Annotated in this window: 28 protein-coding genes; 20 read left to right on the top strand and 8 right to left on the bottom strand. The window is 66.4% G+C overall.

The window, feature by feature from the left end; genetic code table 11:
- The first annotated feature begins 22 nt into the window (after window positions 1-22).
- The 9 genes from T8S45_RS07530 (at window position 23) to miaB (ending at window position 6467) form a co-directional block, all read left to right on the top strand.
- Complete coding sequence (locus tag T8S45_RS07530; RefSeq protein WP_322293293.1) at window positions 23-616, top strand: NifU family protein; 594 nt, start codon at window positions 23-25, stop codon at window positions 614-616.
- 29 nt (window positions 617-645) lie between these two features.
- Entirely contained in the window at window positions 646-1239 is a 594-nt protein-coding gene (locus T8S45_RS07535; protein ID WP_322293294.1) for a malonic semialdehyde reductase, read from the top strand.
- A gap of 35 nt (window positions 1240-1274) precedes the next feature.
- Window positions 1275-1898 (top strand): tRNA (adenosine(37)-N6)-threonylcarbamoyltransferase complex dimerization subunit type 1 TsaB, encoded by a 624-nt coding sequence (tsaB, locus tag T8S45_RS07540; protein ID WP_322293295.1) that lies wholly within the window; start codon window positions 1275-1277, stop codon window positions 1896-1898.
- Window positions 1898-2368, top strand: a complete 471-nt coding sequence (locus T8S45_RS07545; RefSeq protein WP_322293296.1) for a GNAT family N-acetyltransferase — start codon at window positions 1898-1900, stop codon at window positions 2366-2368. The genes tsaB and T8S45_RS07545 overlap by 1 nt, the downstream gene beginning before the upstream one ends.
- A gap of 120 nt (window positions 2369-2488) precedes the next feature.
- Complete coding sequence (locus T8S45_RS07550) at window positions 2489-2926, top strand: Ros/MucR family transcriptional regulator (RefSeq protein ID WP_188642303.1); 438 nt, start codon at window positions 2489-2491, stop codon at window positions 2924-2926.
- 84 nt (window positions 2927-3010) lie between these two features.
- Window positions 3011-3433: a Fur family transcriptional regulator gene (locus T8S45_RS07555; RefSeq protein ID WP_188642304.1), complete on the top strand. Its 423-nt coding sequence runs from the start codon at window positions 3011-3013 to the stop codon at window positions 3431-3433.
- Window positions 3405-4277 carry a lysophospholipid acyltransferase family protein gene (locus T8S45_RS07560; protein ID WP_322293297.1) on the top strand — a complete coding sequence of 291 codons (873 nt, stop codon included), beginning with the start codon at window positions 3405-3407 and terminating at the stop codon, window positions 4275-4277. Before T8S45_RS07555 ends, T8S45_RS07560 begins: the two co-directional genes overlap by 29 nt.
- 43 nt (window positions 4278-4320) lie before the next feature.
- On the top strand, window positions 4321-5088 hold the full coding sequence (locus tag T8S45_RS07565; RefSeq protein WP_188642306.1) for a CPBP family intramembrane glutamic endopeptidase: 768 nt from the start codon (window positions 4321-4323) through the stop codon (window positions 5086-5088).
- Window positions 5089-5123: 35 nt separating this feature from the next.
- Window positions 5124-6467, top strand: a complete 1344-nt coding sequence (miaB, locus tag T8S45_RS07570; protein ID WP_322293298.1) for a tRNA (N6-isopentenyl adenosine(37)-C2)-methylthiotransferase MiaB — start codon at window positions 5124-5126, stop codon at window positions 6465-6467.
- Here miaB and T8S45_RS07575 read toward each other — a convergent pair.
- Window positions 6464-7024: a COG3650 family protein gene (locus T8S45_RS07575; protein ID WP_322293299.1), complete on the bottom strand. Its 561-nt coding sequence runs from the start codon at window positions 7022-7024 to the stop codon at window positions 6464-6466. The genes miaB and T8S45_RS07575 overlap by 4 nt on opposite strands.
- Before the next feature lie 272 nt (window positions 7025-7296).
- On the opposite strand from T8S45_RS07575, the gene T8S45_RS07580 reads away from it, so the two are divergent.
- From T8S45_RS07580 to T8S45_RS07595, 4 genes are read left to right on the top strand one after another with little or no spacing between them, the layout of a single operon-like run.
- Window positions 7297-8220, top strand: a complete 924-nt coding sequence (locus tag T8S45_RS07580) for a PhoH family protein (protein WP_373282521.1) — start codon at window positions 7297-7299, stop codon at window positions 8218-8220.
- Window positions 8221-8234: 14 nt separating this feature from the next.
- Window positions 8235-8738, top strand: a complete 504-nt coding sequence (gene ybeY / locus T8S45_RS07585; protein WP_322293300.1) for an rRNA maturation RNase YbeY — start codon at window positions 8235-8237, stop codon at window positions 8736-8738.
- A gap of 5 nt (window positions 8739-8743) precedes the next feature.
- Window positions 8744-9664, top strand: a complete 921-nt coding sequence (locus T8S45_RS07590; protein ID WP_322293301.1) for a hemolysin family protein — start codon at window positions 8744-8746, stop codon at window positions 9662-9664.
- Window positions 9664-10545 carry a LysR substrate-binding domain-containing protein gene (locus T8S45_RS07595; protein ID WP_322293302.1) on the top strand — a complete coding sequence of 294 codons (882 nt, stop codon included), beginning with the start codon at window positions 9664-9666 and terminating at the stop codon, window positions 10543-10545. The genes T8S45_RS07590 and T8S45_RS07595 overlap by 1 nt, the downstream gene beginning before the upstream one ends.
- An 8-nt stretch (window positions 10546-10553) precedes the next feature.
- Here T8S45_RS07595 and T8S45_RS07600 read toward each other — a convergent pair whose 3' ends face one another.
- From T8S45_RS07600 to T8S45_RS07610, 3 genes are all read right to left on the bottom strand, one after another.
- A complete protein-coding gene (locus T8S45_RS07600) occupies window positions 10554-10907 on the bottom strand; it encodes a response regulator (protein ID WP_322293303.1) in 354 nt (117 codons plus the stop codon).
- A 4-nt stretch (window positions 10908-10911) separates the two neighbouring features.
- The gene (locus T8S45_RS07605) at window positions 10912-11988 is read right to left on the bottom strand and encodes a PAS domain-containing protein (protein ID WP_322293304.1); all 1077 of its coding nucleotides are present in this window, start codon (window positions 11986-11988) and stop codon (window positions 10912-10914) included.
- Between the two features lie 100 nt (window positions 11989-12088).
- Entirely contained in the window at window positions 12089-12550 is a 462-nt protein-coding gene (locus T8S45_RS07610) for a peptidylprolyl isomerase (RefSeq protein WP_322293305.1), read from the bottom strand.
- 99 nt (window positions 12551-12649) lie between these two features.
- Between T8S45_RS07610 and mgtE the strand changes: the two genes are divergently transcribed.
- Genes mgtE through T8S45_RS07625 form a run of 3 tightly spaced genes read left to right on the top strand, consistent with a single transcriptional unit; the run spans window position 12650 to window position 14792 of the window.
- A complete protein-coding gene (mgtE, locus tag T8S45_RS07615; RefSeq protein WP_322293306.1) occupies window positions 12650-14074 on the top strand; it encodes a magnesium transporter in 1425 nt (474 codons plus the stop codon).
- Window positions 14075-14104: 30 nt separating this feature from the next.
- Complete coding sequence (locus tag T8S45_RS07620; RefSeq protein WP_188642316.1) at window positions 14105-14497, top strand: DUF1489 family protein; 393 nt, start codon at window positions 14105-14107, stop codon at window positions 14495-14497.
- 49 nt (window positions 14498-14546) lie between these two features.
- Window positions 14547-14792 (top strand): hypothetical protein, encoded by a 246-nt coding sequence (locus T8S45_RS07625; protein WP_322293307.1) that lies wholly within the window; start codon window positions 14547-14549, stop codon window positions 14790-14792.
- 87 nt (window positions 14793-14879) lie between these two features.
- Here T8S45_RS07625 and T8S45_RS07630 read toward each other — a convergent pair whose 3' ends face one another.
- The 3 genes from T8S45_RS07630 to T8S45_RS07640 are packed head-to-tail and all read right to left on the bottom strand — an operon-like array spanning window position 14880 to window position 17745.
- Complete coding sequence (locus tag T8S45_RS07630) at window positions 14880-15548, bottom strand: DsbA family oxidoreductase (RefSeq protein WP_322293308.1); 669 nt, start codon at window positions 15546-15548, stop codon at window positions 14880-14882.
- Window positions 15545-16438 carry an NAD(+) diphosphatase gene (nudC, locus tag T8S45_RS07635; RefSeq protein ID WP_322293309.1) on the bottom strand — a complete coding sequence of 298 codons (894 nt, stop codon included), beginning with the start codon at window positions 16436-16438 and terminating at the stop codon, window positions 15545-15547. The genes T8S45_RS07630 and nudC overlap by 4 nt, the downstream gene beginning before the upstream one ends.
- Complete coding sequence (locus T8S45_RS07640) at window positions 16435-17745, bottom strand: serine hydrolase domain-containing protein (RefSeq protein ID WP_322293310.1); 1311 nt, start codon at window positions 17743-17745, stop codon at window positions 16435-16437. Before T8S45_RS07640 ends, nudC begins: the two co-directional genes overlap by 4 nt.
- Window positions 17746-17844: 99 nt before the next feature.
- Between T8S45_RS07640 and T8S45_RS07645 the strand changes: the two genes are divergently transcribed.
- Entirely contained in the window at window positions 17845-18066 is a 222-nt protein-coding gene (locus tag T8S45_RS07645; RefSeq protein WP_188642320.1) for a hypothetical protein, read from the top strand.
- Here the strand turns inward: T8S45_RS07645 and T8S45_RS07650 are convergent.
- Window positions 18063-19091, bottom strand: coding sequence for an A/G-specific adenine glycosylase (locus T8S45_RS07650; RefSeq protein WP_322293311.1), 1029 nt, complete (start codon window positions 19089-19091; stop codon window positions 18063-18065). The two genes, T8S45_RS07645 and T8S45_RS07650, sit on opposite strands and share 4 nt — an antisense overlap.
- 29 nt (window positions 19092-19120) lie before the next feature.
- Here T8S45_RS07650 and T8S45_RS07655 point away from each other — a divergent pair, with 29 nt between their 5' ends.
- The 3 genes from T8S45_RS07655 to T8S45_RS07665 all read left to right on the top strand — a co-directional run bounded on the left by T8S45_RS07655 (window position 19121) and on the right by T8S45_RS07665 (window position 21204).
- On the top strand, window positions 19121-19642 hold the full coding sequence (locus T8S45_RS07655; protein WP_188642322.1) for a DUF721 domain-containing protein: 522 nt from the start codon (window positions 19121-19123) through the stop codon (window positions 19640-19642).
- A gap of 9 nt (window positions 19643-19651) precedes the next feature.
- The gene (locus tag T8S45_RS07660) at window positions 19652-20332 is read left to right on the top strand and encodes a DsbA family protein (RefSeq protein ID WP_322293312.1); all 681 of its coding nucleotides are present in this window, start codon (window positions 19652-19654) and stop codon (window positions 20330-20332) included.
- Between the two features lie 131 nt (window positions 20333-20463).
- Complete coding sequence (locus T8S45_RS07665; protein ID WP_322293313.1) at window positions 20464-21204, top strand: thioredoxin domain-containing protein; 741 nt, start codon at window positions 20464-20466, stop codon at window positions 21202-21204.
- Window positions 21205-21208: the final 4 nt, after the last annotated feature.

Consider the following 21208-nt stretch of genomic DNA (forward strand, 5'->3'; position numbering starts at 1 on the left):
ATCGCGTCGCTACATCGTGTGCATGTTCATCGAAACCGAAACAACGCCCAATCCCGCGACCCTCAAATTCATGCCCGGTCGCCCGGTGATGGGCGACGACGGCACGCGCGACTTCGCCTCGCCCGAGGATGCCGAGATCTCGCCGCTCGCCGAAATGCTGTTCGCGCTGGGCGACGTCAGCGGCGTGTTCTTCGGCAAGGATTTCGTGTCGGTCACCGCGGCCCCCGGCGTGCACTGGGCCGACTTGAAGCCGCAGGTGGTGGCGGTGCTGCTCGATCACTTCGTCACCAAGACGCCGCTGTTCAAACCCGGCGCGACCGGCGGCAACGGCATCGCGGTGCCGCCCGAGGACGATGGCGGAATCGAGATCGAGGACGATCCGGCCGACGCCGATATCGTCGCCCAGATCAAGGAACTGCTCGACACGCGCGTGCGCCCTGCGGTTGCCGGGGATGGTGGCGACATCCGTTATCGCGGGTTCAAGGAAGGCGTGGTGTTCCTCCAGATGCAGGGCGCCTGCTCGGGCTGCCCCTCCTCCACCGCCACGCTCAAGCACGGCATCGAAGGGCTGCTGAAACATTACGTGCCCGAAGTGGTTGAAGTCCGCGCAGCCTGATTTCCCTCACCAGACGGAGCACGAGACCCTTGACCGACATCCTTTCCGACGACGCACTCGACCTCATCTTCCGCGAAGCGCGCAGCTATAATGGCTGGCTCGACAAGGACGTGAGCGAGGACCAGATCCGCGCCATCTACGACCTGATGAAGATGGCCCCGACCTCGGCCAATTCGCAGCCGGCGCGGATCGTGTGGTGCCGGAGCGACGAGGCGAAACAGAAGCTCGCCGAGACCGCGATCGATTCGAACAAGGACAAGATCCTGACCGCTCCCGTCGTCGCGATCGTGGGCTACGACATCGATTTCCACGAGGAACTTCCGTGGCTGTTCCCGCACACCGATGCCAAGAGCTGGTTCGACGGCGACGAGGACGGCCGCAAGGAAGGCGCGTTCCGCAATTCCTCGCTCCAGGGCGCCTATCTGATGATCGCCGCGCGCGCGCTGGGCCTCGATTGCGGCCCGATGTCGGGCTTCGACAACGACCAGGTCGACAAGGCGTTCTTCGCCGATGCGCCCCAGCACCGCTCGAACTTCATCTGCGGCATCGGCTATGGCGACCGCGAGAGTATCTTCGATCGTTCGCCGCGTCCCGAGTTCGAGAAATTCAACCGCTTCGAATGATTGCAGCCGGCGCGCGCGCCGATTAGGCCGAAGCGATGCGTACGCTCGTGATCGATAGCGCCACCGAGGCCTGCTCCGTCGCCCTGTTCGAAGGGCGCGAACTGATCGCGCACGAACACCACGTGCTCGGCCGCGGCCATGCCGAACGACTGGTCCCGATGATCGCCGACCTGCCCGAGCGCGGTCGCGCGGGCCGGATCGCGGTGTCGCGCGGCCCGGGCAGCTTCACCGGGGTGCGGGTCGGGATCGCCGCCGCGCGGGCGCTCGCGCTGGCGTGGGACGCGGGGCTGGTCGGCTATGCCACCCATGCGATGATCGCGGCGATGGCGCGGGCCGAGCGCGGTGCGCAGCCGGTCGCGGTGTGCACCCGTGGTGGCCACGGCGAATGGTTCTGCGCGCAATACGACGCCGAGGGCCGCGAGGAATTCGCGCCGGCCTCGCTCAAGCCCGAATACGCCGCTGCCTCGCTTTCGGCCGGGCTCGTCGCGGGAGGCGAGGCCGAAGCGCTGGTCGAGCGGCGCGGTTCGGGCAAGGCGATGGCGCTGTGGCCCGATGCGCGCGGCTTCGCCCATCTGAATCCCGAGGCGCTGACGTCCGACGTCGCCGCGATCTATGGCCGCGCACCCGATGCCAAGCCCGCCAGGGCAAAACGTCGCTGATGGCGAGCCTCGCCGACGAAACCGTGCTCGATGGCGTCATGCGGGTGATGTCGCGCGGATTCGATCCCGAATACAACGAAGCCTGGACCCGCAAGCAGGTCACCGACATGCTCGCCATGCCCAGCGGTCACCTGATCGCGGTGGATCGCGACGGTCGGCGACTCGATCGTCGCGGCCGGGTCGCGGGATTCGCATTGTCGCGCGCCGCGCCCGGCGAAGAGGAACTGCTGCTGATCGCGGTCGACCCGGCGCATCGCGAAGCCGGCCTCGGCGCCCGGCTGTTGGCGCTGCTCGCAGCAGATGCGCGGGCGCGCGGAGGCGAAAGATTGTTCCTCGAAATGCGCGAAGGAAATCCGGCGGTTAGATTGTACGACCGCATCGGTTTTGTCCCAATAGGCCGACGAAAGGAATACTATCGGACGCGTTCGGGACACAAATTGGACGCAATAACCTTCGCGTTAACCATCTAGAGCGAACAAAATAGACCTGTTGGTCTGCTTGCTATATCATGGATTACGGCTTAACCGCGCGACCGTTGGCCGTCCCCCCGGCCACCCCCTCAAGGCTCAATTGAAAAACAAGGAAACACAATGGAAGAGATCGATCTCGACATGACCGAGACGCTCATTACGCTCACGACCGAAATCGTCGCGGCGCATGTCAGCAACAACAGCGTCGACGTCGCCGATGTCCCGAACCTGATCACCAATGTCTACGGTGCCCTCGCCGGCCTCGGCGACCTTGGCGAGAAAGAGGAAGCGGCCCCCGAACCGGCCGTTTCGATCCGTTCGTCGGTCAAGAAGGACCACATCGTCTGCCTCGAATGCGGCAAGAAGATGAAGATGCTCAAGCGTCACCTATCGACCGATCACGACCTGACTCCGGAAGAATACAAGGCGCGCTACAACCTGTCGGCCGATTACCCGCTGGTTGCGCCCGACTATGCCGAGAAGCGCCGCGATCTCGCCAAGAAGATCGGCCTCGGCCGCAAGCCCGGCCAGAAGCGCGGGCGCAAGAAGAAGGCCTGATCGGGGCAATCGCCCCCACCGATTTGAAGATTCGCCCTGCCGCGCTATTGCGCCGCAGGGCTTTTCTTTGCGATACGGAATATTGTGCACCAGAAAATCGACATCGAGGCGCTATGCGCCGAACGCGGATTGCGGATCACCGAGCAGCGCAAGGTGATCGCGCAGGTTCTTTCCGACAGCGAGGACCATCCCGATGTCGAGATGCTGCACGAGCGCGCCAGCAAGATCGATCCCAAGATCTCGATCGCGACGGTCTATCGCACCGTCCGCCTGTTCGAAGAGGCCGGCATCCTCGACCGGCACGATTTCGGCGACGGGCGCGCGCGCTACGAGCCCACGCCCGAGGCGCACCACGACCACCTGATCGATATCGAAACCGGCAAGGTCGTCGAATTCGTCGACCCCGAACTCGAAGCGCTCCAGAAAGTCATTGCCGAAAAGCTCGGCTATCGCCTCGTCGACCACCGGATGGAACTGTATGGCGTCCGGCTCTCCCGCAAGGACTGAGGACCCGGACACCCGCGAGGCGGCGACCCGCGGCGAAACGACGCCGATCGGGGCGCTCGGCTGGATCGTGTTCACGGTGCGGATCGTGGCGCTGGTGCTCGCGCTGCTGGTGTTCGTGCCGCTCCACTATCTCTACCGCGTCGCGGCCTACGGCTCGCCCTTCCCGATGTGGTTCCTGGGATTGGCCGCGTGGATCGCGGGGGCGCGGGTGCGCAAGATCGGCACCCCGCTCAAGCGCGACGTGTTCTTCGTCGCAAACCATGTCTCGTGGATCGATATCCTCGCGCTCGCCGGGCACAGCGGCACCGCCTTCGTCGCCAAGGCCGAACTCGAGAAAACGCCGGTGGTCGGCTGGCTCTCGACCTTGAACCGCACCGTCTTCGTCCAGCGCGAACACCGCATGGGGGTGGCCGAACAGATCAACGCGCTGCGCGAGGCCCTAGAGGACAATTGGTCGGTCACCGTCTTCCCCGAGGGCACGACCACCGACAACAAGTCGCTGCTGCCGTTCAAGACCTCGATGCTCTCGGTGCTCGAACCGCCGCCGCCCGGCGTGATGGTCCAGCCGGTGATGCTCGACTACGGCACATACGGCGAATGGCTCGGCTGGATCGGCAACGAGAGCGGCCTCAACAACGCGAAGCGCATCCTTGCGCGCCCCGGCACCTTCACGCTCGACCTGCATTTCCTCGAGCCCTTCAGCCCCGAGGAATTCCGCGGTCGCAAGGCGATCGGCGCCCGCGCCCGCGCCGCAATCGAAGCCGCGCTGGCCACCGCCCACGGCGAGCCGCTGCGCGAGTTCAGGCACGACGTCGTGCCGGTCAGGTACAACGCGCCGAAATAGGCAGCCTGGCACTGGCTTCGCCCCTTCAAATGCGCGCGCACCTATGAAAACCGTCCCCAACCTTCGCGCCGCCGCAATCTACGCCGCCGGCTTTTCGCTGACCGCATTGCTGTTCTCGGCCACGGCAATGTTGCTCGTCGGCATGGCGGCGGGCTTCACCGGCACCACGGCGCCGCCGATTTCGCTGCTCGCCGCCGGTGTGGCGGGCCCGACCCTGGCCGCGATCCTGTTTGCGCGCTTGTTTCGCCGCGAGCGTCTATCGCCGAACACCGGTTTGCCCTCGTGGAAGCTCCTGCTGCTGCCCTTCGGCTACGGCTTGGCCGCACTGCTCGGCGCGAAGGCGAGCGGCGCGACCGTGGTCGTGCCTTCGATCACGGATATCGCGCTCGCCTTCACCCTCCAGTTGCTGGTTGTCGCGCTGCTCGAGGAGATCGGCTGGCGCGGTCACCTCGTCCCGGTCCTCGCCGCGCGCCTTGCGCCGATCGCCGTCGCGTTGCTCGTCGCCCTCGCGTGGTTCTTCTGGCACCTGCCCAAATTCGGGATCGGACCGCTGTTCGTGGCCATGCTCGCGATCGGAGGATTGGCCAATTCGATCCTGCTCACGCGCCTACTCTACGCGCGCGGTGGCGGGCTGGTCGGGTGCATCGTCCTCCACGCATCCTTCAACACCGCCGAAACCGTGATCGATCCGAACGCAACCTCGATGCCCGCGCAATATGGCGCATTCGCTGCCGTGATAGCGGTCTCGGTCGTTGCTGCAGCCATTGCCTGGCACCGAAACCGCGACTGGTTTCACGCGCGACCGCGTTGAACGCGGCCCCGGTTTCGCCTAAAGGCGCCCCTCCGATGAAACAGACCACGCCTCCCAAGACCTACCGGGTCAAGAGCTTCGGCTGCCAGATGAACGTCTATGACGGCGAGCGGATGGCCGAATTGCTGGCCGAAAAGGGCATTACGCCCGCGCCCGAGGGCGAAGATGCCGACCTTGTCGTGCTCAACACCTGCCATATCCGCGAGAAGGCGGCAGAGAAGGTCTATTCGGACATCGGGCGTATCGCCAAGGCGGGCGAAGAGGCTGGAAAGAAGCCGCTGATCGCGGTCGCGGGCTGCGTCGCGCAGGCCGAGGGCGAGGAAATCATGGCGCGCGCGCCGGCGGTGTCGATGGTGGTCGGCCCGCAGGCCTATCACCGCCTGCCCGCTATGCTCGACCGCGCGGTGAAGGGTGAGCGCGCGACCGATACCGACATGCCCGCCAACGCCAAGTTCGCCGAGCTTCCGCAGCGCCGCAAGAGCGCGCCCAGTGCCTTCCTCACCATCCAAGAAGGCTGCGACAAGTTCTGCACCTATTGCGTCGTGCCCTACACGCGCGGCGCCGAAATCAGCCGCCCCTTCGTCGAGCTGGTCGAGGAGGCAAAGCGCCTCGTCGCGGCGGGCGCGAAGGAGATCACGCTGCTCGGGCAGAACGTCTCGGCCTGGAGCGGCGAAAACGAGCGCGGTCACCGCGTCGGCCTCGCCGGGCTCGTCGCCGAACTGGCGAAGGACCCCGACCTCGCGCGGATCCGCTATACCACCAGCCACCCGGCCGACATGGACGAGGACATCATCGAGGCGCACGGCAGCATCGCCAAGCTGATGCCCTACCTCCATTTGCCGGTACAGAGCGGCAGCGACCGCGTCTTGAAGGCAATGAATCGCAGCCACACGGCGGAAAGCTATCTGAAGCTGCTCGAACGCTTCCGCGCGGCGCGCCCCGACCTTGCGTTGTCGGGCGATTTCATCGTCGGCTTCCCCGGCGAAACCGAGGCCGAGTTCGAGGACACGCTGAAGATCGTCGACGAGGTACGCTACGCCGCCGCCTTCAGCTTCAAGTATTCACCCCGACCCGGCACTCCTGCCGCGACGATGGACGGCCAAGTCGCGCCGGAAGTGATGGACGAGCGCCTCCAGCGGCTCCAGGCCGCACTGCGCCGCGACCAGATGGCCTTCAACGAGGCGAGCGTCGGCAAGACCTGCCAGGTACTCGTCGAACGCCGCGGCAAGAAGCCCGGCCAGTGGCTCGGCAAGTCGCCCTGGCTGCAATCGGTGTGGTTCGAAGGCGACGCGCTGATCGGCGACCTGGTGCAGGCCGAACTGCTTGAAGCCGGGCAGAATTCGCTCGCCGCAAGGCTCCGCGAAGGGGCCCTCGCCTAATCGATCGGCATCAACGCGGCGGCGTCGACCAGCACCTCGCCCCCCGTGGCTTCCTCGGCACTCGATGCGTTGGCGGTATAACCCTCGCCGGTCCAGACCAGCTTGCGCGTGACTTCCGGAGCGCCGCCGCCATAGGTAGTGACCCACAGGTCGCGCCAGCCGTCGGTCGAGCTGTCGAGGACGCCGAACGGCATTTGCACGACGCTGGTCTCCGATACCTTGCGGAAGCCCTCCTCGCCCTCCGCCAGCACCACCAGCGAGCACCCGCCGGTCCCGCACAGCATCGGACCGCCGACATAAACGAGCGCTTCGGCCCCGCCGTCGCCGTCGAGATCGACCATCGCCGAACGGTACATGAGGCGGCCCATCTCGGCGTAGTTCTCGCGTATCCAGCCTTCGATCGCCGCGCTGTCCGCATCGCCATGCGCGCCAGTCGCCTCGGGTCCCACCGGGGTCGCCTCCGCCGCCGGTTCTTCGGTTTCCGACTCCTTGGGCGCATTGCACCCGGCAAGCGCGCAAAGGGCAATTGCGGCGGACAGCCTGGCGGCGAGAGGCATGGCGTGATCCTTTCAGTGGTCGCGTGAATCCGCGCAAGATGCGCCGGCCTGCGACTGATGACAAGTTCGTGACTTTCCACCGCCCTGTCGCAAGCAGCCTTGCGCACCGCTCCCCATGGCCTAGATTTCCGACTCGTACGCAAGAAAGGACTCAGTTGGCTCGCAGACCCGCTCACAAGCCCCGCCACGACAAACCCGGCAAGCCGGCCAATGACGGCAGCGGGGGTGGCACCGGTCGCTCGCGGACCGAGGTCGATTTCGAGAACACCGCCCTGCTCGGCGCGTTGTTCGGTCAGTTCGACGCCAATCTCGTCCAGGTCGAAAATCGGCTCGGCGTCTACATTTCCGCCCGCGGCAATACCGTCCAGATCGAAGGCCCGACCGACCAGGTCGCCCGCGCCCGCGACGTGCTCACCACGATGAGCGAACGGGTCGCGGTGGGGCAGGACCTCGATGCCGGGCTGATCGAATCGATCATCGCAATGTCGAACGAGCCGACGCTCGAGGGCATCGTCGATTCGAAACAGGACGCGCCGCCGATCATGATCCGCACCCGGCGCAAGACGATCGCCCCGCGTTCGGCAACGCAGATCGACTACATGAAGGCGCTTGCGCGCGACGATATCGTCTTCGCGCTCGGTCCGGCGGGCACCGGCAAGACCTATCTCGCGGTTGCGCAGGCGGTCAGCCAGCTGATCACCGGCGATGTCCAGCGACTGATCCTCTCGCGCCCCGCGGTCGAGGCGGGCGAGAAGATCGGCTTCCTCCCGGGCGACATGAAGGAGAAGGTCGATCCCTTCCTGCGCCCTCTGTACGACGCATTGTTCGATTGCATGCCGCCCGAGCAGGTTGAGCGGCATATCGAAAGCGGAGTGATCGAGATCGCCCCGATCGCCTTCATGCGCGGCCGCACGCTCGCCGATGCCTTCGTGATCCTCGACGAAGCGCAGAACACCACCCGCGAGCAGATGAAGATGTTCCTCACCCGTTTCGGCCAGAACAGCCGGATGGTGGTGTGCGGCGACCCGCGACAGGTCGACATCCCCGGCGGCGACCGCATGAGCGGCCTCGCCGACGCGGTCGAGAAGCTGGAAGGGGTGGAAGGCTTCGGCACGATCCGCTTCACTGCCAAGGATGTCGTCCGCCACCCGATCGTGGGTCGGATCGTCGACGCCTATGAGGGCACGGCAGAGTAAGAAGCTGGCGCGAAGTGCATCTGGACATCGAGATAGACGGCTGGCCGGACAGCGATTGGCCCGCGCTCGCCGAGCGCGCGGTCGAGGCCGCGGCGGAGGAGCTGCCAGCGCTCGCCAATGAGCGCCTGATGGCGAGCCTGCTGTTCACCACCGACTCCCGGGTTCACGAACTCAACAAGGAATGGCGCGGCAAGGACAAGCCGACCAACGTGCTTTCCTTCCCCATGCTCACCGCGGACGAATTCGAGAGCCTCGCCCCCGACGGCCCGCCCGAAATGTTCGGCGACCTCGCGCTCGCCTACGAGACCTGCGCGCGCGAGGCGGCGGAGAAGGCCATCCCGATTGAGGATCATACCGCGCACCTCATCGTCCACGGTATGCTCCACCTCGCGGGCTACGACCACGAGACCAGCGACGAAGACGCCGAGGAAATGGAAGCGCTCGAGGTCAAAATACTTGCACGGCTGGGGGTCGCGGACCCATATGATGCGTCCAACGCAATAAAGAGAGATTCGTAAGGGCCATGCCCGACAGCAATGGAGACGCGGACAGTAGGGGCGGCCTGCTCCAGGCCATCCGCAAATTGATGGGGTCCGACGATGGCGAGCGCACGCTGCGCGCGCAGATCGAGGACCAGCTCGACGCCGTCGACGACGCCGAAGGCTCCGACGAAACCCAGCGCGAGCCGCGCAGTGACGACCTGACGCTGGTCGAGCGGCAGATGCTCAAGAACCTGCTGCATTTTTCCGAACACGATGCCGATGACGTCGCCGTGCCGCGCAGCGAGATCGTCGCCGTCAGCGCCAGCAACAGCTGGGACGAGGTCGTCGCGACCTTCGCCGAGCACGGTCATTCGCGCCTGCCGGTCTATCGCGACACGCTCGACGAAGTGATCGGCATGGTGCTGGCGAAGGACCTGTTCCCGTTTCTCGCCACGCAATCGCAGCCGCCCGACGACTGGACCGTGCTCATGCGCCAGCCGCTGTTCGTGCCGCAGGCGCGCGGCGCGCTCGACGTGCTGGCCGACATGCGCAGCCACCGCACCCACCTCGCCATCGTGGTCGATGAATATTCGGGCACCGACGGGATCATCACGATCGAGGACCTGGTCGAGGAGATCGTCGGCGAGATCGAGGACGAACATGACGACGAGCCCGAGCCGCAGCTGCGCGCGCTCGACGACGGGATCTGGGAAGCCGATGCCCGCTGCGAGCTCGACGATATCGCCGAGCACGTCGATCCGCGCCTGGCCGAGGTCGAGGAAGCGGTCGATACGCTCGGCGGGCTCGCCTTCGTGCTCGCCGAACAGGTGCCGCAGCCCGGCGCGATCCTCGTCCATGCCAGCGGCTGGAGGATCGAGGTACTCGAAGGCAATGAGCGCCGGGTCGAGAAGGTGCGACTGCATCCGCCCGGCGAGGACGACGACGAAAGCGCCGACGGCTGATGCGGAGACTGCCTCCGCTGCGTTCGCTCGAAGCCTTCACCCGCACCGTGCGGCTGGGTAGCGCGCGCGCCGCGGCGGAAGAACTCGCACTGAGCCCCAGCGCGCTTTCGCGCCGTATCGCGACGCTCGAGGAATTCACCGGCAAGCGGCTGTTCTCCCGCCAGAAACAGGCGATGAAGCTGACCGATGAGGGCGAGGCCTTCTACCGCGCGGTCGCACCGCGGATCGATGCGCTGGCCGATGCGATCGACGGCCAGGTCGAGGACGGGCGGCTCCACCGCCTGCATCTCGGCGTGATGCCGTTGTTCGGCAGCCAGCGCCTGTTCCCGCGCCTCGCCGAATTGCGCAAGAAGCATCCGCAATTGCATATCGACATCGACACCAGCCCGCATCTCGAGGCGCGCGTCGGCGATACGCTCGACGCCGCGATCGTGCTGTCGCAATCGCCCGACAGCGCGCTCTATTCGGTGCGGCTCGATCACAACCGGGTGTTCGCGATCGCCGATCGGGCCACGGTGGCCGAAGTGGGTGATACGCCCGACGCGGCGCGGCTCGCGCGGCAGACCTTCCTGGTCCACAACGAGTTGGCCGAAAGCTTCACCGCCTGGCGCGACGAGATCGGCCTGCCCGAGCTCACCCCCGCCGCGATCGACCATTTCGATTCGGGCCAGCTGATCCTCGAAGCAGCCGCGCAGGGCCTCGGCATCGCGATCATGCACGACGATCACCTCGCCCGCGCCAAGGACGAGCGCCTTGCCGCGCTGTTTCCCGATATCGAGGTCGAAAGCCCGTTCAGCTATTGGTTCGTGTGCCGCCCGGGCGCGCTCGAAACCCGAGCGGTGCGGCAATTCCACGACTGGCTGGTGGGCGCGCGGCTCTAGCCGCGGGGCTATTCGGCGGCGAGCGTCATCGCGCGCTCGACGACCGTTTCGGAGCGGGCGGGTTTCTTGATCAGTTCGGCATCGAGCGTGCGGACCAGTTCGTCGTTGCGATCGAGATCGCCCGAATGGAGGATGTAGGGAATTCCGCGGCCGCTGAGCGCCTCGGCGATCGGCACGCAGGTCTCGCCCCCGCCCAGGTTCACGTCGAGCACCGCCGCGACGATGTCGCGGGTTTCGAGCGCCTCGAGCGCCGCCTGCACGCTGCGCACGGCGCAGTAATCGTACCCCGCGTCCTCGGCCGCGAATTCGAGGTCCATCAGGATCAGGGCCTCGTCTTCGACCAAGAGGAGCGTGCCGTTCAAGGCGTCAGTCCTTGACCATCGGCAGGCAGACGACGACGCGCACGTCGTCTCCCTCGCCGGTGGGCTCGACCGCGATCGAGCCGCCCGCCGCATTCACCATGCGCTGCATGATCAGCGTGCCAGCCTTGCCGCCCTCGCCGGACCAAGCCTCGGAGAAGGAATCGTGCCATTTCAGGCAGACGATGCCGTCTTCGTCCGCAGGCGCTTCCCAGTCGAGCCTCGCCGCCCCCTCCCCGCGCGACAGGCAGCCATGCTCGCTCGACATCACGACGAGTTCGTGAAGCACGATCGCGAGCATCGAGACGATGCTGAACGGGATCAGGACGTCGGGACCCTCGGCGGTGAGCCGGGCCTGTTCGGTCCGGTGCACGTCGAGGACCGAATCGATCGCCGCCTTGAGGTCGATCGCGTCGTCCTTGGCGGTTTCGAGCGTCGCGTCGTAGATCCGCCCGAGCGACGAAATCCGGTCGTTGATCTCGCGCGCGGTATCGGGGTCGCCGCGCTCGCGTCCGACCAGCTTGGCGACCGAGGAGATCACCGCGATGATGTTCTTCATCCGGTGCGAGAGTTCGCGCGCGAGCTTGGTCGCATGCTGCTGTTCGGCGCGCGCGGCGTAGACGTCGCTGACGTCCCACTGGCTGCCGAAGAAGTAGATCAGGTTTCCCTCGGTATCGTAGATCGGGCCGATATGGAGCGCGTTCCAGAAGGGTGTGCCATCCTTCTTGTAATTGCGGATCTCGACGACGATGACTTCCTCGTTGTCGATCGCATGACGCAGGCGTTCGACGACTTCGGGCCGCGTGTCCGGCCCCTGAAGGAAACGGCAATTGCGCCCGACGACTTCGTCCTCGGAATAACCGGTCAGTTCGCGGAAGGCGCGATTGGCGAAGATGATCGGGACATCGGGCTGGTTGGGATCGCACAGGCAGATCGCCATGCGCGTCTGCGCCATCGCCTGTTCGAACAGGACGCCCGATGCGCCTTCGAACTGGTCTTCGGGATGGTTGTCACGAAAGTGCGCGGGCGCTTCGTCGTGAGTCTGATCGAACGCTCGCGCTCCAAAATTCTCGTTTTCCGACAATGCTTTGTGCTCCCGCTCGCAGCGCGCTTGGCGCCCGGACGTGTTCAGGCCTGCAAAAGGAACGCGCCCGAAAGGGGCGCGTTCCCTCGAAAATCCGCGCTTATGCGACCGTCGCCTTGACGATCTTGCCCGGATTGGCCGGCGGTTCGCCCTTGGGGATCGCGTGGACGACGTCCATCCCGCTCTCGACCTCGCCCCAGACCGTGTACTGGCGGTCGAGGAAACCGGCATCGTCGAGACAGATGAAGAACTGGCTGTTGGCCGAGTTCGGGTCCATCGTGCGCGCCATCGAACAGGTGCCTTCCTTGTGCGGCGCGTCGTTGAATTCCTGCTTGAGGTCGGGCTTGTCCGAGCCGCTCATGCCGGTGCCAGTCGGGTCGCCGCCCTGCGCCATGAAGCCGGCGATCACGCGATGGAACACGACCCCGTCGTAGAAGCCCTCGCCCGCCAGTTCGGCGATGCGCTCGACATGGTTGGGCGCGAGGTCGGGACGCAGCTTGATCACGACGTCCTTGGGTTCGCCGTCGCCGGTGTCGATCGAGAAGGTAAGTTTTTCGGCCATGGATTTGGATCTCCTGTTGATGCGCGAAGCGACTAGCGAGGCTGCGGAGCAATGTCACCCGCGCCTTGCCTTTACGCGCGGCTTGCCTAGACCGCTGTCATGACCGAGACCCGCGATACCGAGCTGCTCGATGCGCCCTATAAAGGCGATGGCGGCAACGTGGCGGACAATTTCGACGAGGACAACCGGCTGAAGCCCGAATTCGTCCGCCGGGTCGAAGACGCGCTGCACGACGGCGAGCCGGGCACCGCGCACGACCTCGTCGAGCCGCTCCACCCGGCGGACATCGCCGACCTTTTCGAGCTCATGGACGAGGACGAGCGCCCGCTGCTCGCGACCTCGATCGCCGAGCTGATGACCGCCGAGGTCGTCGCCGAAATGAACGAGCACGTGCGCGAACTGCTGGTCGAGGCACTGCCCGCCGACGCCGCCGCGCAGATCGCCGAACAGCTCGACACCGACGACGCGGTGGCGATGCTCGAGGATCTCGACGAGGCCGACCAGAAGGCGATCCTCGCCGAGCTCGACCCCGAGGACCGCGCCCCGCTCGAAACCGCGCTCGCCTATCCCGAGGAATCGGCCGGGCGCCTGATGAGCCGCGAATTCGTCGCGGTGCCGGGCCATCTCACGGTCGGCGACCTGATCGACTATTTGCGCGAACAGCGCGACCTCTCGACCGATTTCTTCGAAGTGTTCGTGGTCGACGAGCGGATGCGCCCGCTCGGCACCTGCCAGCTGTCGTGGATCCTGCGCACCCCGCGCACGGTCCGGCTCGAAGACGTGATGAAACGCGACCAGACGCTGATCCCGGTCGATCTCGACCAGGAGGAGGTGGGCCTCAGGTTCCAGAAATACGCGCTGATCTCGGCCGCGGTGATCAATGCCGATGGACGGCTGGTCGGCCAGATCACCGCCGACGATATCGCCCACGTCATCGCCGAAGAGGCGGGCGAGGACGCGCTGCTGCTCTCCGGCGCGGGCGAAGGCGACATCAACGAGCCGATCCGCGAAGCCTACTCTGCGCGCGTGCGCTGGCTGATCGCGAATCTCGGCACAGCCGTGGTGGCGAGCGCGATCATCGCGTTTTTCGGTGCGGCCATCGAACAGCTGGTCGCGCTGGCGATCCTGATGCCGATCGTCGCCAGCATCGGCGGCAATGCGGGCACGCAGACCATGGCGGTGACGGTGCGTGCAATCGCCACCAATCAGCTGACCGAATCGAACACCGTGCGCATATTGTGGCGCGAGTTTCGCGTCGCCGCGCTGATGGGGGTGACCATCGCGGTGCTGATCGGAGCGGCGGTGGCGGTGTTGTTCACGCCGCAACTCGGCGGAGTGATCGCGCTCGCCATGGTCGTCAATATCGTCATCGCAGGGTTGGCGGGCGTGCTGGTGCCGGTGATCTTCGACCGCCTGGATGTCGACCCCGCGGTCGCATCGAGCGTGTTCGTGACGATGATCACCGATTCGATGGGCTTCTTCGCCTTCCTCGGCCTCGCCGTGGCGAGCGGGTTGGTGGGTTGAGGCGCTCCATGGGCGCCCTATCTTGATCCCATGCCGCTTCACCTGACCAAGATCGCCTTCGGCGCGAAGAATTTCGCGGACATCGAGGGCTGGTACGCCAACCGCACCGACTTTCGCCTCAACACGCGCTATTGTCCGAAGCGGGTCGACGAACTCGAAGGCGGATCGCTCTACTGGATCTTCGACCATTCGCTGGTCGCGCGCTCGCCGATCGAGGGGTTCGAGCAGCGCCCCGACGGTCGCTGGTGGATCAACCTCGAGCCGCGGCTGATCCGCGTCCACCCCAAGCCCAAGCGCGCCCACCAGGGTTGGCGCTACTTGAAGGACGAAAATGCCCCGCGCGACCTCGCCGAGGGCGAGGATATCGGTGATGCGCTGCCCGGGCGGCTGCAACTCAAGCTCAAGAAGCTCGGACTGGTCTAATTCGGAACATGGCCCCCGCCTTTCCCGTTGGTTGGGAAAGGAGGTATTTATGCCCGAACGCCAATCGCTTCACCCCGACAACGATCTCATCGACCGCATGACCGATGAGGAAACGCCTTCGCAAGGCAGTTCCTCGGGCGGCACGGTCAACACCCGCGTCGGCAGCCGCGCCGATCTCAAGCGCGCGACCGATCCCGACAATCGCGAGCCGGTCGTCGGCTCCGACAATCCCGAAGAAGACGCGAAGAAGGGTCCCAAAACCCGCGCCGCGATGCAGGACAGCCGTGAGTCCTAAAAACTCCGTCATTCCCGCGCAGGCGGGAATCCAGAGTAGCCGAGTGCAACCCCGCACTGGATCCCCGCCTGCGCGGGGATGACGAGGCTAGGTGCGTTCCGCCACCCGCCGCAGGGCCGTGACATAGGTTTCCGGCTCCTGCGCGCCGGGGATCAGGAACTTGCCCGCCACGACCATCGCCGGAACGCCGGTGATATTCGCGTCGAAGGCGGCACGTTCCTCTGCACGGATGCGCTGGCTTAGAGCCTCGTTGTCGAGAGCGGTGGACGCGGCGTCGCGATCGAGGCCGACGCTTTCGGCCAGTTCGAGCAGGACCTCGCGGTCTGCCACGTTGCGGCGGTCGCGGAAATGCGCGTCGAACAGCGCCAGCTTGAGGTCAGTCTGGACCTCCCATCCCGCTTCATCGAGTGCATGCGCGAGCAGCTTGTGCGCGAGGAAGGTGTTGCGCATCAGCGCGGGCGGTTCTTCACCTTCCCCTTCCCATTCGAATGAATAGCCGACCTGTTCGGCTCGCTCCTGCATCTGCGCGGCCCCAACACGCGCCTGGTCGATCGTGCGGCCATACTTGCGCGCGATGTGTTCGAGCCGCTCCTCACCCTCGGACGGCATGTCGGGATTGAGCTCGAACGGCCGCCAGCGCGTCTCCACCTCGATCTCGCCCTCGAGTTCATCGAGCGCCTTGAGGAGATTGCGGTACCCGATGATGCACCACGGGCACATCACGTCCGAATAGATGTCGATCGAAAGGTTGGTCATGAATCGTGCTCCAGCCACCAGGTGACGAGGTGATGCGCGATCGCGACCGAGCGGGGAAAGACGAGCGTCTCGGTCCCGTCGGGCCCAGCGGCGCGCGCTTCCTCGAGTTCGGCGCGGGTGAACCAGCGCGCATCCTCGAGCTCGGTTTCGTCGATCGTCAGCGCGGGATCGATCGCATGCGCGTGGCAGCCGATCATCAATTGCGAGGGGAACGGCCATGGCTGGCTCGCGACATAGCGCACGTCGCGCACGCTCACGCCCGCCTCTTCCTTAACCTCGCGCGCGACCGCCTCCTCGATGCTCTCGCCGGGTTCGACAAAGCCCGCCAGCGCCGAATAGGTGCGCGGCGGGAATTTGGGCTGGCGACCGAGCAACAGCTTGCCCTCGTGCTCGACCAGCATGATCGTGACCGGATCGGTGCGCGGGAAATGCTGGGCGTCGCAGGATGGACAATCGCGCTGCCAGCCACCCTTGGCGATCTCGGTCGCCGCGCCGCAACGCGCACAGAAGCGATGGCGGGCATGCCAGTCGACCAGGCTGCGCGCGCCGCCATAGGTCGCGAGGTCCTGCTCGGAGAGCAGGTTGATCGCCTGCCACACCTGCGGCTGGGCATAGGCCGGGCCCTCGGCACCTTCGGCGGGGACCGGGGCGAAGCACGGCTTGCCCTCCATAAGCCCGAGGAAGACGAGTTCGGCGTCGGGATCGCAATCGGCCAGCGTGCCCCAGGCGAGCGCGCCCCGATCGTCCATCCCCGGCGTCAGCCCGTCGAGCTTGAGCAGCCGCGCGCGCCAGTTCATCTGCCCTGCAAGCGCATCGGGATCGGCGCGCAGATGGTCCGCGCGGTCGAGCGGCGAGCCGGTAAAGGCGATCGCGGGCGGGGCGGAGGTCACGCCGCCGCGGCGGTCGCCATCTCGGCGAGGTCTTCGCGCACCGCCTTGGGGAAGGCCGCCTGAACCGCGTTCTCGCCTTGCGGCATGACCTGGGTGTAGACGCTCGCGCGCAGGTTCACACCGAAATGGACGAAAGCCGCGGTGCTCGCCGCGCCGCCCCAGCCATAGGTGCCTTCGTTATCGCCGAGGCCGACCCGGCCGCCCGCGCCGAAGCCCTCGCCCTGCACCCAGGTGCCGGCGGTGCTGGCGGTATCGGGCAGCAGGTTGGAGGTCGCCAGACGAACCGCGGCTTCGCTCATCACGCGGGTGCCGTCGATGCTGCCGAGCCCGAGGACCATGCGTAGGAACCGGTCGTAATCGCGCGCCGAGGAGACGAGGCCCGACCCGCCCCAGTAGAGCGGGGGCTGATCGAGATAGATCGACGCAACCGCCGGATCGAGCGGGACGAGGCTGCCGTTCATCACGCCATAATTGGTGGTGAGGCGCGATTTCTCGCTCGCGGGCACGCGGAAGAAGGTGCTTTCCATCTTGATGGGATCGAAGATGCGGCGCTGCAGGAAGCGATCGAAGCGCATTCCGCTCGCCACCTCGATCACGCGACCGAGGAGGTCGATCGAGGCCGAATAGGACCAGCGCGTGCCCGGCTGGTAGATCAACGGCAGGCCCGCGAGCGTGTCGGCGAATTCCTCGAGCGAGGTGACCGACTTGCCGCCGCTCAGCCCCGGGATCGGCAGGCGGGTGACCTGGCCCGAGGTCAGGCCGAGCTTCCCGTATTCGGAATTGCCGGGCATGCCGGGGATCGCGTAGCCGAGCCCCGCGGTGTGGGTCAGAAGCTGGCGCACGGTGATCGGGCGCTCGGCCTTGACCGTGCCGCCGCCCGCGGTGCGCACCTTCATCTCCTTGAAGGCGGGAATGATCTCGCCGAGGGGCTGGTCGAGCCCGAGCTTGCCCTCGTCGACCAGCATGATCGTCGCGAGGCCGGTGATCGGCTTGGTCATCGAATAGATGCGATAGAGGCTGTCGATATCGGCCTGCGCGGCGCCGTCGCGCGTCTGCGGCCCCTTGGCGATCACGGCCGGCGCCTTCTGCCCGAAGCCGAGCACCGAGACCATGTTGACCGCCTTGCCGCCGCCGACGAACTCGTCGGTCATCTCGGCCACCGAAGGCCACAATTTGCGCGCCGCCTCGCTCTTCGCGAACGCCGCCGCGGGCGATCCGAGGAAGGCGGCACCGGCGCCGAACATGGCAGACCCGCGCAACATCTGGCGACGCGAAAGGGCGGGAACGGCGAATTCGGCTGGGCGCATGGACAAGATTCCTATCGGTTTCGAATGGCAACCGTCGCACTAGTTGCGCGAAGCTGCAAGAGAGTTGAATGGAGGCGCTGTCCTACCTATGTAGGACACATGAGAAACCTGATTTCCTGGATCCTCGGCCTGCTGGCCCTGGTCATCGTCATCCCCTCGACCATCCCGCTGCTCGGCTGGGGCAACTGGTTTGCGCTCCCCGTGCTCGCGCTCGGCGTGATCGTCGGCCAGCTGGCACCGCAGAAGTCCGGCCGGAACTTCAACCTGGTCGTGCTGGTCGTCGCGGCACTCCGCCTCAGCATCGGCGGCGGTATCTTCTAGGCAATCGCGCGGTCGGCTGCCTTCGCGAACAGCGTCGGCAGCCCCGCCTCGTCGAGCCGGTCGAGCGGCCACCATTCGCCATCGCCCGAAGGCTTGCCTTCGCCGCGATGCCGCTTCACCGCGAGCGTGAGTCGCGCATGGGTGAAGGTGTGGGTCACTGCACCGGCATCTTCCCACTCACCGTCGAGCGGGGCTTCGCCCGAGCCATCGACCCGCGCGGTCCAGCCATCGTCGGGCAGTGCGCGCATCCCGCCCATCATGCCTGTCTCGGGTCGGCGGACGAGCCACACCGCGCCGTCGCGCTCGATCCAGAAGGCGGCGCCGCGCCGCTCGGGCTTGGCCTTCCTTGGCGGCTTGACCGGAAACCGCTCGGGCTCGCCGGTGCGATAGCCCTCGCAGTGTTCGCGGACCGGGCACAGCAGGCACTTGGGATCGCGCGCGGTGCAGATCGTCGCGCCGAGATCCATCACCGCCTGGACGAAATCGCCCGCGCGGCCTTCGGGCCAGATCGTCGCGGCCTCGGCGCGGATCGCCTTGCGCGCTTTCGGTAGCGGCTCGTCCACCGCGAACAGCCGCGCCACCACCCGCTCGACATTGGCGTCGACCGGCACCGCGTCCTCGCCGAACGCGATCGCGGCGATGGCGGCGGCGGTGTAGTCGCCCAGCCCCGGCAATTCGCGCAGGCCCGCCTCGCTTTGCGGGAAACCGCCGCGCTCGGCCACCGCGCGCGCCGCTTTCACAAGGTTGCGGGCGCGGGCGTAGTAGCCGAGCCCCGCCCAGGCGGCCATGATCTCCTCGTCGCTGGCGGAAGCGAGGTCCTCGACCGTCGGCCAGCGCGCGACCCATGCCTCCCAACGGGGACGCACCGCGGCGACCGTGGTCTGTTGCAGCATCACTTCGGACAGCCAAACGCGATAGGCATGACCGGCGGGCCGCTCGCCGCCCGGCGGCACGCGCCACGGCAGCGACCGCGCATGGCTGGCATACCAGTCGAGCAAAAGGTCGGCGATCGGTCTGGAAGTCACGTCGCCCCCATGGCATGGTCGGCCCACCGATGAAACGCTCCGATCCCCCCAAGTCGCGCAAAGGACCCAAGCGCTACGAACGCCCGCGCGGACAGGGGGCGCGGCGGCTCGGCGAGCTGGTGCCCGATATCGGGCGCGCGGCGTTCCGCAAGTTCGGCTTCGTGCAGAGCTCGATCGTCACCCGCTGGCCCGAGATCGTCGGCGCGAACCATGCGCGCACCTGCCAGCCCGAGCGCATCCGCTTCGCCCGCGGGCGCAAGGATGGCGGCACGCTCGAACTGGTCGTGCTGCCCGCGCACGCGCCGATGATCCAGCACGTGATCCCCGAGATCATCGAGCGGGTGAACCGTTTCTTCGGTTACAATGCGGTGGCGCAGGTCAAGCTGCGGCAAGGCGCGGTTAAGGCGCCCGTGGCCAGACCCGCCGCCGCACCGCCCAGCCTCAAGCCGGTCCCGGTCGAGCTCGGCGAATCGTTACGCGATATCGGCGATCCCGAACTGCGCGCCGTGCTCGAGGGCCTTGCGCGCGGCCTCGGAGCCGACAAGGACTAGACCACCGAGATGATGCTCAAACAGATCACCGCCGCGTTCGCCGCGGTTCTCGCCATCGGCGCGGTCCCGCCGCAGTCGAAGAATTTCGTCACCAACGTCACCCGGACCGCGACCGGATCGCACCTGATCGGCAATCCGGAGGCGAAGGACACGCTGGTCGAGTTCGTCAGCTATACCTGCGGGCACTGCGCCGCCTTCGAGCGCGAGGGCGCCGAGCTGATGAAGGCGCAATACGTCGCCACCGGCCGGATGAAATTCGAGGTCCGGCACCGCGTGCTCAACGTCGTCGACATGACGGTGGCGACAGGTGTTCACTGCCTGCCGACCGCCAAGTTCTTCACCGCCCATTCGGCGATGCTGCGGAGCCAGGACAAATGGCTGGCGAAGGCGTCCTCGGCCACGGCTTCGCAGCAGGCGCGCTGGAAAGCCGGCACCCCGCGCGACAAGATGCGCGCGGTGGCTTCGGATATCGGGCTCTACGACATGCTGGGTCGCCACGGCCTGTCGCGCAGCCAGCTCGACAATTGCTTCGGCGATCCGGCCGTCTACCAGCCGATCACCGACCAGACCGCCGCCGCATCGAAGCGGGGCATCAACGGCACACCTACCTTCGAATTGAACGGCGTACGGCTCGCCGCGATCACTGCGCGCGAGGTGCTGTTCGTGCTCGAGAACGCGATCAAGCGCTGATCCGAGTACCCAAGCCCCCTTCCGTCCGGGGTAAAGCTGTGCAAAGCCGGTGGACGAAGCGCACGGGCGACTTTCCCGCCGCGCGACCCTTCGCCTAGACTGTCATCCAATCTTTCCGTGAGGCCACATCCATGACCCGCAACTTCCGCCTTCTCGCCCTCACCCCGCTCGCACTCGCGCTTGCCGCCTGTGGCGGCGGCGACGATGCCACCTCGGGCACCGAGCTGACCGGCGAACCGATCGCCGAAGTCCCCGCGCCCGAAGGCCAGACGTGGACCCAGGTCGTGACCCGCACCGAGGAGGGCGGCTATTTGATGGGCAACCCCGATGCCCCGATCAAGCTGCTTGAATTCGCTTCGCTGACCTGCGGCGCCTGCGCCCAGTTCTCGCAGCAGAGCTCGGAAGAACTCAAATCCGAATTCATCGAAAGCGGCCGGGTCTCGTTCGAATATCGCAACTACCTGCGCGGCCCTCAGGACCTGATCGCGGCGCAGATCATGGAATGCGGCGCGCCCGAGCGCGTGATCCCGCTGGCCGACCAGCACTATGCGCGCTTCGACGAGTTCGGCCAGGCCCTGTCCGATCCGCGCATGCAGCAGATTTCGAGCCTCCCCGAAGACCAGCAGAACGCCGCGTTTGCCGAGATCAGCGGCTTGCTCGATTTCTTCGCCCAGCGCGGCATCAGCCGCGACGAGGCGCTGTCGTGCATCGCCGACGAAGCGAAGGCCACCCAGATGGCCGAGCAGATGCAGAGCTGGAACTCGAATTACGAGATCACCGGCACGCCGACGATCTACATCAACGGCAACCCGGCAGGCGTCACCAGCTGGGACGCGGTCAAGCAACGCCTGGAGGCCATGGGCGCGCGGTAAGCGC

Source organism: Pseudoblastomonas marina (assembly GCF_034374265.1).
GTDB classification, from domain to species: domain Bacteria; phylum Pseudomonadota; class Alphaproteobacteria; order Sphingomonadales; family Sphingomonadaceae; genus Alteriqipengyuania_A; species Alteriqipengyuania_A marina.